Source organism: Actinomadura sp. NPDC047616, from assembly GCF_040642915.1.
In the GTDB taxonomy this organism is placed as follows: Bacteria; Actinomycetota; Actinomycetes; order Streptosporangiales; family Streptosporangiaceae; genus Spirillospora; species Spirillospora miaoliensis.
Map to the genome: position 1 here is coordinate 30,839 of NZ_JBEYTB010000002.1, position 12,561 is coordinate 43,399.

The 12,561-nt window shown below is 73.7% G+C and carries 12 protein-coding genes; 9 read left to right on the forward strand and 3 right to left on the reverse strand.

All coding sequences use genetic code 11. The annotated features are described in order from the left end of the window. Nucleotides 1-33: 33 nt before the first annotated feature. Nucleotides 34-1,098, reverse strand: a complete 1,065-nt coding sequence (locus tag ABZ801_RS04625; RefSeq protein WP_360692802.1) for a hypothetical protein — start codon at nucleotides 1,096-1,098, stop codon at nucleotides 34-36. A gap of 191 nt (nucleotides 1,099-1,289) precedes the next feature. Between ABZ801_RS04625 and ABZ801_RS04630 the strand changes: the two genes are divergently transcribed. Continuing rightward, on the forward strand, nucleotides 1,290-2,357 hold the full coding sequence (locus ABZ801_RS04630) for a phosphotransferase family protein (protein ID WP_360692805.1): 1,068 nt from the start codon (nucleotides 1,290-1,292) through the stop codon (nucleotides 2,355-2,357). 282 nt (nucleotides 2,358-2,639) lie between these two features. Continuing rightward, nucleotides 2,640-3,587, forward strand: a complete 948-nt coding sequence (locus ABZ801_RS04635; protein WP_360692807.1) for a TIGR03621 family F420-dependent LLM class oxidoreductase — start codon at nucleotides 2,640-2,642, stop codon at nucleotides 3,585-3,587. A 257-nt stretch (nucleotides 3,588-3,844) separates the two neighbouring features. Here ABZ801_RS04635 and ABZ801_RS04640 read toward each other — a convergent pair whose 3' ends face one another. Then, a complete protein-coding gene (locus ABZ801_RS04640) occupies nucleotides 3,845-4,477 on the reverse strand; it encodes a hypothetical protein (protein ID WP_360692810.1) in 633 nt (210 codons plus the stop codon). A 644-nt stretch (nucleotides 4,478-5,121) separates the two neighbouring features. Here ABZ801_RS04640 and ABZ801_RS04645 point away from each other — a divergent pair. The 3 genes from ABZ801_RS04645 (at nucleotide 5,122) to ABZ801_RS04655 (ending at nucleotide 7,813) form a co-directional block, all read left to right on the forward strand. After that, entirely contained in the window at nucleotides 5,122-6,162 is a 1,041-nt protein-coding gene (locus tag ABZ801_RS04645; RefSeq protein WP_360692813.1) for a permease, read from the forward strand. Beyond that, a complete protein-coding gene (locus ABZ801_RS04650) occupies nucleotides 6,159-6,911 on the forward strand; it encodes a TIGR03943 family protein (RefSeq protein ID WP_360692816.1) in 753 nt (250 codons plus the stop codon). Before ABZ801_RS04645 ends, ABZ801_RS04650 begins: the two co-directional genes overlap by 4 nt. 62 nt (nucleotides 6,912-6,973) lie before the next feature. Next, a complete protein-coding gene (locus ABZ801_RS04655) occupies nucleotides 6,974-7,813 on the forward strand; it encodes a patatin-like phospholipase family protein (RefSeq protein WP_360692819.1) in 840 nt (279 codons plus the stop codon). A gap of 154 nt (nucleotides 7,814-7,967) precedes the next feature. Here the strand turns inward: ABZ801_RS04655 and ABZ801_RS04660 are convergent, their stop codons facing one another. After that, nucleotides 7,968-8,393, reverse strand: coding sequence for a hypothetical protein (locus tag ABZ801_RS04660; RefSeq protein ID WP_360692822.1), 426 nt, complete (start codon nucleotides 8,391-8,393; stop codon nucleotides 7,968-7,970). 425 nt (nucleotides 8,394-8,818) lie between these two features. Between ABZ801_RS04660 and ABZ801_RS04665 the strand changes: the two genes are divergently transcribed. From ABZ801_RS04665 to ABZ801_RS04680, 4 genes are all read left to right on the forward strand, one after another. Beyond that, nucleotides 8,819-8,989, forward strand: a complete 171-nt coding sequence (locus ABZ801_RS04665; protein WP_360692825.1) for a hypothetical protein — start codon at nucleotides 8,819-8,821, stop codon at nucleotides 8,987-8,989. Nucleotides 8,990-9,359: 370 nt separating this feature from the next. Next, nucleotides 9,360-10,451: a winged helix DNA-binding domain-containing protein gene (locus tag ABZ801_RS04670; RefSeq protein ID WP_344950695.1), complete on the forward strand. Its 1,092-nt coding sequence runs from the start codon at nucleotides 9,360-9,362 to the stop codon at nucleotides 10,449-10,451. Between the two features lie 484 nt (nucleotides 10,452-10,935). Then, nucleotides 10,936-11,205 (forward strand): hypothetical protein, encoded by a 270-nt coding sequence (locus ABZ801_RS04675; protein WP_344950698.1) that lies wholly within the window; start codon nucleotides 10,936-10,938, stop codon nucleotides 11,203-11,205. A gap of 54 nt (nucleotides 11,206-11,259) precedes the next feature. Beyond that, nucleotides 11,260-12,528, forward strand: a complete 1,269-nt coding sequence (locus ABZ801_RS04680; RefSeq protein ID WP_344950702.1) for a DUF2786 domain-containing protein — start codon at nucleotides 11,260-11,262, stop codon at nucleotides 12,526-12,528. The last annotated feature ends 33 nt before the right edge of the window (nucleotides 12,529-12,561 follow it).

A 12,561-nucleotide genomic window follows, 5' to 3' on the forward strand; every position in this document is an offset into this window, starting at 1 on the left:
CGCGGTCGGCCGTGTCCTCGCGGCGGCGCGCCCTCAGCGGCGGCGGGCGGCCGGCCGCTGTCCGGAGGCGGGGGTGCGGGCCTGGGCGCGGAAGTGGTCGAGGACGTCCTGGCGTAGCAGGTAGCCGAAGCCCGCCCGTTCCAGGCGCAGCGCCAGCGCCGCCTCGTCCGTGCCGAGGGCGGCGGCGGTGGCGCGCAGGTTCCAGTCGTACTCGGCGAGCCGGGTGAGCAGGTAGCCCCGCCGGGTCTGGGTCTCCGACAGCCGGAAGGTCTTCAGGTAGGCGACGCGGGCGTCCCCGTCGGTGATCACCTCGCCGATGTGGTTCTCCCGGCGCGGGGTGAACGACGGCAGGAAGCGCGTCAGCTCGAAGTCGTGCAGCGCCTGGACCGATTGATACCGGGACATCTGGCCGAACAGCCCGGCCGCCATGACCTCGTCGTGGAAGTCGGCCCACTCGCGGCGGCGCAGCGCGGCCTGGGCCCGCAGGTCCGCCGGCGACCGCACCGCCGTGTCGTCGATGCGGACGGGGAACGGCGCGGCGGGCGCGGCGAGCAGCGCGTAGTGGTAGATCAGCTCCCCGAACAGGTCCTCGACGAGCGTGGCGTGCAGCGCGCGGTAGTCGTCGGGGTGCGGCACGACGAACGCGCTGGCCAGGGCGTCGGCCACGTAGACGAGCACACCGCACTGCCCATCATGGATCTCGAAGATCCGCAGGGCGTCGCGGACGCGGCGGTTGTTGATCCCGGCGCGGCGCACCTGGCGGAACAGCCGGTAGACGCGCTGCGGCGGCAGCAGTTCCAGGCGCCGGGCGATCAGCCGTCCCTCGATGCGGCGCCGCTGCGGCCCGACCTCGGCGGCGTGCGCCAGCAGGTTCCGGATGATCATCACGGCGTTGTGGTCGTTGACGTCCAGCGCCAGCGCCGCCGCGTACACCTCGCGGTAGTTGGCGAGCATGTAGGCGTGCAGGAAGTCCAGCGACAGCCGCTGCTCGCCCGCGTCGTGGTGGAACTCCCGCTGACCGGTGGAGGTGATCGCCGCGTTGACGAACATCAGCGCGTCCTCACACGCGATCAGGTCGGCGTGGGTCTCTTCGGTCATGGGCCACCGCTCGGGGTCTGGAGGGCGCCGACCGGGGAATGAGGGAGCGAGTTGCGAATCATCACTGCAAAGGTGGTGGTCCCGGAAGTCGCACCGGAGTCCCGCGGCCGGCATGCGGCACCGTAACATCACCGCTTGCGCGGATGCGCCCGCTTTTCGGCGCCCGCCGAGGACCCGGGGAAGGACACGTCGTGCAACAGCCCGAGCAGATCGATCCCACGCTGGTCGACTTCGCCGCGCTGGCCGGGTGGATGGACGCCGCCGGGCTGCCGGGCGGCTCGTTCGAGGACGTGGCGCAGCTGACCGGCGGCACCCAGAACGTCCTGGTCCGGTTCCGCCGCGGAGGGCGCGACTACGTTCTGCGGCGCGGGCCCCGGCACCTGCGGTCCCGCACCAACGAGGTGCTGATGCGCGAGGCCCGGGTGCTGTCGGCGCTGGACGGCACCGACGTGCCCGCCCCGCGCGTCATCGCCGCCTGCCCGGACGAGGTGCTCGGCGGTTCGGTGTTCTACCTGATGACGCCGGTGGAGGGGTTCAACGCCTCGGTGGAGCTGCCCGAGCGGCACGCCGCCGACCCGGCGGTGCGCCACGAGATGGGGCTCAACGCGGCCCGCGCGCTGGCGGCGCTGGGCGCCGTGGACCACGTCGCGGTGGGCCTGGCCGACTTCGGCAGGCCGGAGGGCTTCCTGGAACGCCAGGTGGGGCGGTGGATGGCGGAGCTGGAGTCCTACGCCGCGCTGGACGGCTACCCCGGGCCGGACATCCCCGGCCTGGGCAAGGTCGCGGGCTGGCTGGAGGCCAACCGTCCGGCGACGTGGCGGCCGGGCGTCCTGCACGGCGACTACCACCTGGCCAACCTGATGTACTCCTACGACGGGCCCCGGGTGGCCGCGATCGTCGACTGGGAGATGTGCACGATCGGCGACCCGCTGCTCGATCTGGGCTGGCTGCTGGCGACCTGGCCGCGCCACGGCGACGCGAGCGCGGCGCTGGCCGGGCCGCTGGGTGCGCCGGGCGGGCTGCCCGGCACCGACGAGCTCGTCGCCGCCTACGCCGAACGCGCCGACGCGGTCGCCGGCCGCGACCTGGCGTCGATCACCTGGTACGCGGTGCTGGCCTGCTTCAAGCTCGGCATCGTCCTGGAGGGCACCCACGCCCGGGCCTTCGCCGGCAAGGCGCCGAAGGAGACCGGCGACCTGCTGCACTCCATCACCCTGGGCCTCTTCCGGCGCGCCCATGCCTTCATCGCCGCCGCCTGACCCGGCGCGGCCGCGGACCGTCGTGGGGGTGGCCGGATGGTTACCTTAATGTTTCCGAAATCGGACCGCTCCACAGGGTGACACGCACCTTCCGGAAACCGCGTTCGGATGTCAGCATGAAAGCGTCCGGCGGGACCACATGGCCGACAGAACGCCCTTTCTCTGGACACCTGAGCCAGGCATCGCGCCGTCGCCACTGGCCCCGCCGGACGCTCGCGCCCCGCAGCGTGACGTCGGATTCCTGCCAGCGCGACCGCGCGTCCGAAAGCCAGCATGGGGCGCATGAGCACCGGAGAACGACGCCCCTTCAGATTCGGCGTGGTCGTCGAGAGCGCCCGGTCGGCCGACGAGCTGACGGCCGTGGCGCGACGGGCGGAGCGCCTCGGATACGCCACCGTGACGCTGCGCGACCACTTCCTGACCGAACCGTTCGGTGACCAGTTCGCCCCCATGGTGGCGCTGACGGCCGCGGCCTGCGCGACGAGCACGCTGCGCGTCGGCACGCTCGTCCTGGCCAACGACCACCGGCATCCGGTGCTGCTGGCCAAGGAGGCGGCGACGCTCGACCAGGTCTCGGGCGGCCGTTTCGAGCTGGGCGTCGGCGCGGGCTGGCTGCGCGAGGAGTACGACCGGGCGGGCATACCGTTCGATCCGCCGGGCGTGCGGGTCGAACGGCTGGAGGAGTCGCTGCGGATCCTGCGCGGCCTGCTCGGCGGTGAGAAGGTCTCCATGACCGGCCGGCATTACAGCGTGCGCGATCTGGAGGTGTTCCCGCGTCCGGCGTCCCGGCCTCCGCTTCTGGTGGGGGCGGGCAGCAGGCGCATGCTGGGGCTGGCGGGCCGCTACGCCGACATCGTGGGCATCCTGCCCCGGGCCCTGCCGGACGGCACGATCTCCGACGAGATCACCGAGCGGCTGCCCGGCACGATCGCCCGCAAGGTCGACCACGTGCGGGCCCAGGGACGCGACGTCGAGCTGAGCATGCTGGTGTCGCCCACGTTCGGCCCCGGGCCGCGCGAGGCGGCCGCGCGCGTGGCGGTGCTGCGCGGCTGGGGCGCCTCGTCGGCGGAGCTGGTGCTGGACATGCCGTCGCAGTTCGTGGGCCCGCCCGACCACATCGCCGAGCAGATGGCCGCGCGCCGGGACACCTACGGCTTCTCCTACTACGTGGTGTCCGACACGCAGATGGAGGAGTTCGCCCCTGTCGTGGCCGCGCTGGCGGGCCGCTGACGCCGGCCCGCCAGCGGCCGGGCCGTTGACACCGGCAGCCTCTGACGCTGGGGCCGCGGCGCCCTGGGCCGTTGACACCGCGGGCCGCCGGCGCCGGGGGCCGTTGACACCGGGGTGCGCGAACGCCCCGGCGGTCCGTAGACCACCGAGGCGTTCTTGCCGACTCCGCGAGGGACGTCTGTGGACGGCGCCCTCCACGGCTCCCCAGGGCGTGCCGTGTGGGCGCGCCCCAAGGGGTCCCCTAGGGGGCCGCCCCCTTACAGAGGCCGGGGCGCACCCCTGGTGCCGGGGCCGTCGCCCCACTCCAGCACCTCGTACTTCACACCTCGCAGGTGGCCCTCGCCGGTGCCCGCGTTGTACTTGCTGGCGGGCTTCCCGCCGTCCAGCAGGTAGCGGAACGTGTAGGTGTCCAGGTCCAGCATCACGCCGTTGTGGGACGGCGCGCCCGGCCCGCGGTCACCGATGAAGCCGACGCGACTGCGGCCGTTGTAGGTGACGCGCACCTTGGTCATCAGGGGCCAGCTGGGGCTGGCGAACAGGCCCTTCTGCATGGGCCTGCCGCTGGCGGGAGCCCCGGTGTCACCGTTGATGCCGGACCCGTCGTCCCAGAAGTAGGACGCGGTCGTGCGGCCCGTCAGCAGGGCCTTCTTCTCGGGCTTCTTGGCGGGCTGGGAAAGGGCGTCGGCCTGGGCGGCCTCACCCTGGGCGGCCTGGTTCTGCCGCAGGCTCAGAACGTTGTTCTCCTGGGCCGCCGCCAGCGTCTGCTGGGACGGCATGGTCTTGGGCGCGGCGGCGTCGTCACTTGCGGCGGCCACTCCGGCCACCAGCATGCCGGCCAGGCACGAGCCGGTCACGGCGGTCATGACGACATTGAGCGCACGCTGCTGCATAGGAATCCTTCGTTCGGCGGACAGGGAGCAGCCGTCTCCTGCGGGCACGCCACGGCGGCGCGTTGTCGGTGCAGGGAAACGGCTCCGAGACACAGCTCGGATGGGCCGTCGGGAAAAAAGAGACCCGTGCGAAGTGGGCCGCCCGTTGGGCAGGGTCGGCCGCGTGCGCGCACCTGAGAGCGACCCCCGGTGGCCGCGAGCGTGCGCGTACGGAATGAAACGGGTGAGATGCCTGCCGGTCGGAGCTCCAGTGCCCCCGTTGGATACGGCCGTTGCATGGTCGGCCGCGAACCGGCGAAGGGGGGTCCCGCCTGGCGGGCGGGAGGCGACGGCTATGCGATTGGCCAGGTCAATGGCTGGTTGACCAGGACAGGACTTGAGTATAGGACGATTTACCCAAGGGATGCAAAAACGGACCCGATTTTACCCTTGTGCAGGTAGATCGTCGGTTTAGCGATCTTTCAGACGAGCGAGACGGAAGTCCGCGAACCCTTGCGCCGCAGGCGATCCCGCCGCCCGGGGCCCTACCGATCTTCGCACGATCACGAAGAGATCAATATTGACGTTGGCATTGCCTTGCTCACATCACGGCGCGTCCATTGAGGTGAATGTGACGACTGCGCACATGGGATGCATGTGGGACGATGATCTCCATGACCGACCCCGCCGGCCTGCGGACGGCCGACGACGATGATCTCCTTCCTCCCCCGGGCTGGGCTCCCGGCCGGCCCGTGGCGCCCGGCACCCGCGCCGCCTGGGGATTCGCCGCGCTGGCCGCGGTGCTGGTCGCCGGACGCCTCTGGGTGGCCCCGGCGGTGGACGGCCGCGCGCTGCACGCCTGGACGACGATCTTCGTGGCGATCTGCGTGCAGGCGCTGCCGTTCCTGGTGTTCGGGGTGATGCTGTCGGCGGCGATCACGGCGTTCGTCCCGGCGGCGTTCTGGAAGCGGGTGCTGCCGTCGCGGCCGGGGGCGGCCGTGCCGGTGGCGGGGGCGATGGGTGCGGTGCTGCCCGGCTGCGAGTGCGCGTCGGTGCCGGTCGCGGGCGGGCTGATGGCGCGCGGGGTGGCCCCGGCGGCGGCGCTGACCTTCCTGCTGGCCGCGCCCGCGATCAATCCGGTGGTGCTGGTGGCCACGGCCGTGGCGTTCCCGGGCAGCCCGGAGATGGTGGTGGGGCGGTTCGCCGCGTCGCTGCTGGTGGCGGTGCTGGCCGGCTGGACGTGGCTGCTGGTCGGCCGGGGCGACTGGATCCGCGTCCCGTCCCGTCCCGAGACCGCGGGCGCCGGCCGGTGGGAGGCGTTCCGCCAGGCCATGCGGCACGACATCATGCACGCGGGCGGCTTCCTGGTGGTGGGCGGCGCCGCCGCCGCGACGATCAACGTGGCGATCCCGGCCGGCTGGGTGGACGGCGTCGCCGACGCCGGCTGGCTGTCGGTGCTGGTGCTGGCGCTGCTGGCGGTACTGATGTCGATCTGCTCGGAGGCCGACGCGTTCGTGGCGGCCAGCCTGTCGCAGTTCTCCCCCACGGCCCGGCTGGCGTTCCTGGTCGTGGGCCCGATGGTCGACCTGAAGCTGGTCGCGTTGCAGGCGGGATTCTTCGGACGGCGGTTCGCGGTGCGGTTCGTCCCGCTGACGTTCGCGCTCGCCGTCGCCGTGAGCGTTCTGGTGGGAGGGGTGCTGCTGTGACGAGGGCCGCGCAGAACCTGCTGCTGATCCTGCTCGGCGGGGCCGTGTTGTGGATCACATTGGCGACCGACGACTACCTCAACTACGTCCGGCCGGGGTTCCGGTACGTGCTCGTCCCGGCGGCGCTGGCGCTGCTGGTGCTGGGCGCGGCGGGCCTGCGCCGAGAGTGGACGGACGACGCCGCTCCGGAACACCACCGGCACGACGGGCATGACGGGCATCACGGGCATGACCATGCGCGCGGGCCCCGGGTGGCGTGGCTGCTCTGCCTGCCCGTGCTGGCGATCTTCGTGATCGCGCCGCCCGCGCTGGGGTCGTTCACCGCCGCGCGCGGCGCCGACCGCCCGGCCGCCCCGCCGCCGAGCCCGGCCGCCGAGGGCTTCGGGGCGCTGCCCCGCGACCGCGGGCCGATCCCCATGACGATGGGCGAGTTCATCGGGCGGGCGTGGCAGGCGCAGACCGGCGACCCGGCCTCGTTCGAGGGCGTGCCGGTGCGCCTGACCGGGTTCGTCACGCCCCGCCGCGACGGCGGCTGGCAGGTCACCCGGCTGCGGATGGCGTGCTGCGCGGGCGACGCCGTACCGTTCCCCGTGATCGTCAAGGGGCTGCCCCGGCCTCCCGCCGACGCGTGGGTGCAGGTGGAAGGCACCTGGCGGCCGCTCACCCCACAGGCCGCCGAGAGCGGCGTGCACCTGCTGCAGGGCACGTCCGTCCGGCGCATCAAGAAGCCCGCCAACCCCTACGAGTGACCCGGGCCGTTCCGTCGCCCGCCGCCGATACGGTGGCCGACGGAACGGTGAAGGGAGCGGGCATGGGCGGCACGGCGCTGGTGCTGGGCAGCGGGGGCGTCACGGGCATCGCCTGGCAGTGGGGCGTCCTGGCCGGGCTGGCGGACGCCGGTGTGGACCTGACGACGGCCGGCCTGGTGGTGGGCACGTCGGCCGGTTCGATCGTCGGCGCGCAGGTGGCCTGCGGCGTGCCGGTCGAGCAGCGGTACGCGGCCCAGCTGGCCGCCCCCGACGGCGAGCTCCCGGCGCGCGTCGGCCGGGCGGTGCTGGCGCGGTGGGCGTGGGCCGCGCTGCGTTCCCGCACGGCGGCCGAGCTGGGCGCGCGGGTCGGCCGGCTGGCGCTGGCGGCGCGCACGGTGCCCGAGGCGGAGCGGCGGGCCGTGATCGCGGCGCGGCTGCCCGTCCACGAGTGGCCGCGGGACCGCCGGCTGCTGATCACGGCGGTGGACGCGGCGACCGGCGCGTTCACCGTCTTCCACCGCCATCGGGGGGTGCCGCTGGTGGACGCGGTCGCGGCGAGCTGCGCGGTGCCGTGCGTGTGGCCCCCGATGACCGTCGGCGGCGTCCGCTACATCGACGGCGGGGCGCGGTCGCCGGTCAACGCCGACCTGGCGGCCGGTCACCGCCGCGTCGTGGTGCTGGCGCCGTCCCCCCAGGGGTTCGGGCCGGTCGTGAGCCTGGCCCGGCAGGTCGCCGAGCTGCGGCGGCAGGGCGCCCGGGTCGCGGTGGTCTCGCCGGACGCGGCGGCTCGCGAGGCGTTCGGCGGCAACTCGCTGGACCCGGCACGGCGCGCCCACGCGGCACGGGCCGGACGGGCGCAGGCGCCCGCGGTGGCCGATGCGGTGGCGCAAGTGTGGAAATGACCGCGGCGACGTCACCCGGAGCGTCGGTCCACCATTCCGTGCTGCGCGGCGGACGGCGACCCTCACGCGGGCGGGAGATACCAACGCGCCCGGGGCTCTGGCCCCGGGCGTTGGTGGAGACCGCGTCGGTGTGCGCTCGGCGAGCCGCCGGGGCTCAGCGCGAGGGGAAGACCGTGGGGAGCAGCGGGCCGCCCGGTGCGGGGACGGCCGGTGCCGGGGTGAACGCCGGCGCGGGGGGCAGCGAGGACATGTCCGGCCGCTGCGGCGGCGGGGCCGTCGGCGGCGGAGGGGCCGCGTGGGAGCCGTCTGCGCGGCGCGGCTCGGCCGGGAACTGCTGCTGCGGCGGCATGGGCGGTTGCGCCTGTGCCTGGGCCGCGAGCCGGTCGCTGAGCACCGCCATCAAGGCGCGCGCCGTCTCGTCGTCCATCCGCATCAGGACGCTGGGGCGTCCCGAGGGATCGACGAACGGCGACACCGAGGGCGCGGCGCTCTGCTGCGGCAGTGCCAGCCTCATCTGCTCGCGCAGGTCCTGGGCAAGGCGCAGCGCCTGTCGGTCGCTGTCGCTCAAGTGTGCGGTCATCGCGATCTCCGGGGAGTTCACGTGCGGGGGGTCCGGGGGCAATCCTGCTAGGAATAGCGTGCAGGTGCAAGAGCCGATGCACGTGCAGATCAAGAAAAGATCGCCGCGCACCGGCGCCGTCCCACTCGCCGCCGTCCCGGTTTCCACGTCCTGACCTGCGGCGGAAGCGGGGGTCCAGCGGCGGGGAGCCGGGAGTGTGGCGCACGCCTCATTTGGCGCCGCTTTCCCGAACGTCCCACCGGCTGCACCAGCCAGCGCTACGCCGCCATCGTGACGCGGCGTCCGTGATCAGTCCATGCCCGGGAGGCGGCCGGCCGGGCCCGCCTCGGCGCGCGCCACGGCGACCGCACCGCCGCATCGCGCCGACCTCGCACAAGACCCGCGGCCGTCTCTCCGGAGCCCGGTTCGGACGGACGGGAGAGCCCGTGATCGACGGAACCCGCGCCCGCCGGTTCGCAGCCGTGCGCGCAACATTCGCCGACATTTTCGCGCGACGCGACGAGATCGGCTGCGTGACCGTGGCCGGTCGCACCGTCGTCTACCTGTGGGCGGGCACCCCCGCGACGGCCGCCCGTGGCGGACCGGCCCGATGGTGAACGTGTCAGCCGTCGGCAAGGGACTGTCCGCGCTGGCCGCCGCCCGCCTCTTCGAGGACGCCGGCTCGCCCTGGACGCCCCCGTCGCCTGCTACCGGTCGGGCTTCACCGGGCGCGGCGATGCGTCACGTGCTCAGCCGCCAGGCGGGCCGCCCACCGCCGAGCGCCGCCGCGTCGCCGGCTTCCACCGGCCGGGCGACCCGCCCGAGAACGACCGGCTGACGGAGCACAACCGCGCCCACTACTCCTGTCTCTTCTCTGAGGCGCTCCTCGGCGGAGCGCCGTCCTTACTCCTGTACGCGCCGGTGCGGCGCTGGAGTGTCGGTGGCCGCGGATAGGGTTGCCGCCTCGGACGGGGATGGAGGTCGCGCGTGGGGGAAACGCTCGATCGGCGTGCCCTGAACCGGGCCACGCTCGCGCGGCAGCTCCTGCTGCGCCGCGCGGAGACGGACGTCGTGGCGGCGGTCGGGCGGCTGGGCGGGATGCAGGCCCAGGAGCCGAAGCCGCCGTTCCTGGGGCTGTGGTCGCGGATCGCCGGGTTCCGCGCCGAGCAGCTGGCGGCGGCCCTGCACGACCGGCGGCTCGTCCGGGCCACGATGATGCGCGGCACGCTGCACCTCGTGACCGCCGCCGACTACATCTCCTTCCGCGCGACGCTGCAGCCGATGCTGACCGACGCCCTGCGCGCCCTCGGCTCACGCGCCGAGGGCCTGGACCTCGACGCGGTCCTGCCGGTGGCGCGGGACCTGCTGGCGGACCGGCCCCGCACGTTCAACGAGCTGCGCGCCCTGCTCCAGCCTCATTTCCCGGAGGTCAACGAACGGGCGCTCGGTCACGCGGTCCGGATGTGCCTGCCGCTGGTGATGGTGCCGAGTGACGACCGCTGGGCCTTCCCTCGCTCCGCCGAGTTCGCGCCGGCCGACCAGTGGCTGGGCGACGCCCCGTCCGGCGCCCCGGCCCCCAGGGGCCTGGTCCTGCGTTACCTCGCGGCGTTCGGCCCCGCGACGGTGGCCGACGCGCAGACGTGGTCGGGCCTGTCCGGGCTGGGTGAGACGTTCGACGGGCTGCGTCCCGCGCTGGACGTCTTCACCGACGAGAACGGCCGTGAACTGTTCGACCTGCCGGACGCGCCGCGCCCCGATCCGGGCACGCCCGTCCCGCCGCGTTTCCTGCCCGAGTTCGACAGCCTCCTGCTGGCGCACGCCGACCGCAGCCGGGTGATCGCCGACGCGCACCGTCCCCGGCTCACCACCAAGAACCTCCGCGTCCGCGCCACGTTCCTGTGGGACGGCTTCGCCCTCGGCACCTGGGAGACGCAGCGCAGACGAAGGGCCGTCACCCTGCGCCTGCACCCTTTCGAGGAGCTGCCGGGCCGGGCCCTGGACCAGCTGGCCGCCGAAGGCGAGGCCATGGTGCGCTTCGCCGAACCCGACGCCACCGACGTCACCGTCACCCTCCCGTGATCGGCATGCGCGGCGGGCCGGAATGCCCGCCGGTTATTGCGACGACGCACAGACCGGCGTTCTGGTTTACCGCGAACGCGTAACAATGCGGAATGCCGACGCCGTGCCCTCGTCACAAAGCCGTGATCTGCGCGTCGAACGTGGCGGGTCTCATATCGCGGACCGCGCAACGGCGCCATGCCGCCGCGTCTGGGCTGGTCAGCGGACAGGTCTCCGCAGGACACCAAAAGAACTACCGCAAATCGGACCATCCCGGCGACCCGGCGGTGCAATGGCCGCACGGAACGCCGTTCGCCGAGTTCATCGCGGGCGACACTTGATCTGGAGGCCGCGGAGGCATAACTCTGTGAAGGTGCGCCGCCCCGAATAGTGATCAATCCGAGACCTGCGCTGATTGAAAGTTCCATCAAATCGGCGCAAGCTATCCCGCAGACCGGTTAAAGTCCCCGCACCCCCAACCCCGACCGCCGACAGGAACGCGACCATGTTCGAGATCTGGGAGACGAATGAGCCCGCCCGGCTCATCAGCGACGCGGGCACCCTCAAGGTCGCGCTCGAGAAAGTCGACACCATGTGCCGGCTGCGCCACGACCAGGCGGTGGCCCAGGTCGGCGAGCGCAGCGACGAGGGCTACCACTTCGAGATCAGGGACCGGGACGGCCGGGCGCTGGCCCGTCTGACGTACGTGCCGGACACCTCCCGCGCCTACCAGAGCGTCGTGGTGGAGGAACTGCACGGCGAGGACGCCACCTGAGCCGTCCGCCGGCCGGGCCGGCACCGCGGCCATGTTCGCTACGGGGGATGACAGATGGTCGACGCGCTGATGACGCAGGCGCTGCGCGCGCTGTCACGCCTTGACCTGCCCGCGTTCCGCGCCTGCGTCGCCGAGCTGGCCGGGTGCCGCGAACGCCTCGTCGACCGGCTGCTGCTGGCCCGCCTGCAGGAGGCGGTCACGGCCGCCTGGCACCGCGGCTGGCAGCCCGCCGACGTCGCGCGCTTCACCGGCCGCACGTTCGGCGACCGGCACCGGCGTCTGGTCGTGGACGTGATCGCGGCCGAGTCGCGCGCCTACCCCGCGGCGACGACGGACGACGCGTGGCTCGGCCAGTTGTCCGCGCTGGACGCGCGGGTCTGGTGGACGCATGACCACGAACTGCCGCGCGGCTGGTGCCGCCGCGAGGGCGTCGACCGCGCCGTGTTGCTCGCCTGTGCGCTGGAGGTCCTGCACCTGCTGGGCACCCTGCCGCGGCTGCCCAAGATCGCCCCGCTGCCCGGCGAGCCGTCGTCGGCGTCCGCCGGGCCGGTCGACGAGCGGATGCTCGCCAAGGTCCGGGCGCTGCTGGCCAAGGCGGAATCGACCGAGTTCCCCGAGGAGGCCGAGGCGCTCAGCGCGCGGGCGCAGGAGCTGATGGCCCGCCACAGCATCGACCACGCGCTGCTGGCGGCCCGCGCCGACGGCGCCGAGGCGGCCGTCGGTCCCGCCGGGCGGCGCCTGGCCGTGGACGCCCCGTACGAGTCGCCGAAGGCGGCGCTGCTGACGGTGGTGGCCGAGGCCAACCGGTGCCGCGCCGTCTGGCATCGCGAGCTGGGCTTCTCCACCGTGCTGGGCTTCCCGGCGGATCTGGCCGCCGTGGAGATGATGTTCACCTCCCTGCTGGTGCAGGCGACCACGGCGATGGTGCGCGCCGGAGCGCAACGGGACGCGGGGGGACGATCCCGTACGCGCTCGTTCCGGCACGCCTTCCTCAACGCCTACGCCGCCCGCATCGGCGAACGGCTGCGCGACGCCGCCGACCGGGCCGCCCACGCCGCGAACCGGGCCGCGCACGCCGACCGGGCCGCCGCCCACGACGACGCCGGGGGCGGGACGCCCTCGCAGAACGCGGAGGACGAGCTGCTCCCCGTCCTGGCAGCACGGGACCGCGCCGTCGACCAGGCCGTCGACGAGCTGTTCCCGAACCTCACCAGAGGCCGCGCCCGCGCGGTCTCCAACTACGAGGGCTGGGTGGCCGGACGCGCCGCCGCCGACCTGGCGGGGCTGGGCTCGCACTGCGAGATCGGCGACCGCCACCGGTGACATCGCGCCGGGCCGCGTCTCCGCGGCCGTGCG

Bases quoted from the DNA above. Each gene is read 5' to 3' on its own strand.
- ABZ801_RS04680 (WP_344950702.1), top strand. From the start codon at position 11,260: ATGGTCGACGCGCTGATGACGCAGGCGCTGCGCGCGCTGTCACGCCTT.
- ABZ801_RS04660 (WP_360692822.1), bottom strand. From the start codon at position 8,393: ATGACCGCACACTTGAGCGACAGCGACCGACAGGCGCTGCGCCTTGCC.
- ABZ801_RS04635 (WP_360692807.1), top strand. From the start codon at position 2,640: ATGAGCACCGGAGAACGACGCCCCTTCAGATTCGGCGTGGTCGTCGAG.
- ABZ801_RS04655 (WP_360692819.1), top strand. From the start codon at position 6,974: ATGGGCGGCACGGCGCTGGTGCTGGGCAGCGGGGGCGTCACGGGCATC.
- ABZ801_RS04625 (WP_360692802.1), bottom strand. From the start codon at position 1,098: ATGACCGAAGAGACCCACGCCGACCTGATCGCGTGTGAGGACGCGCTG.
- ABZ801_RS04645 (WP_360692813.1), top strand. From the start codon at position 5,122: ATGATCTCCATGACCGACCCCGCCGGCCTGCGGACGGCCGACGACGAT.
- ABZ801_RS04675 (WP_344950698.1), top strand. From the start codon at position 10,936: ATGTTCGAGATCTGGGAGACGAATGAGCCCGCCCGGCTCATCAGCGAC.
- ABZ801_RS04640 (WP_360692810.1), bottom strand. From the start codon at position 4,477: ATGCAGCAGCGTGCGCTCAATGTCGTCATGACCGCCGTGACCGGCTCG.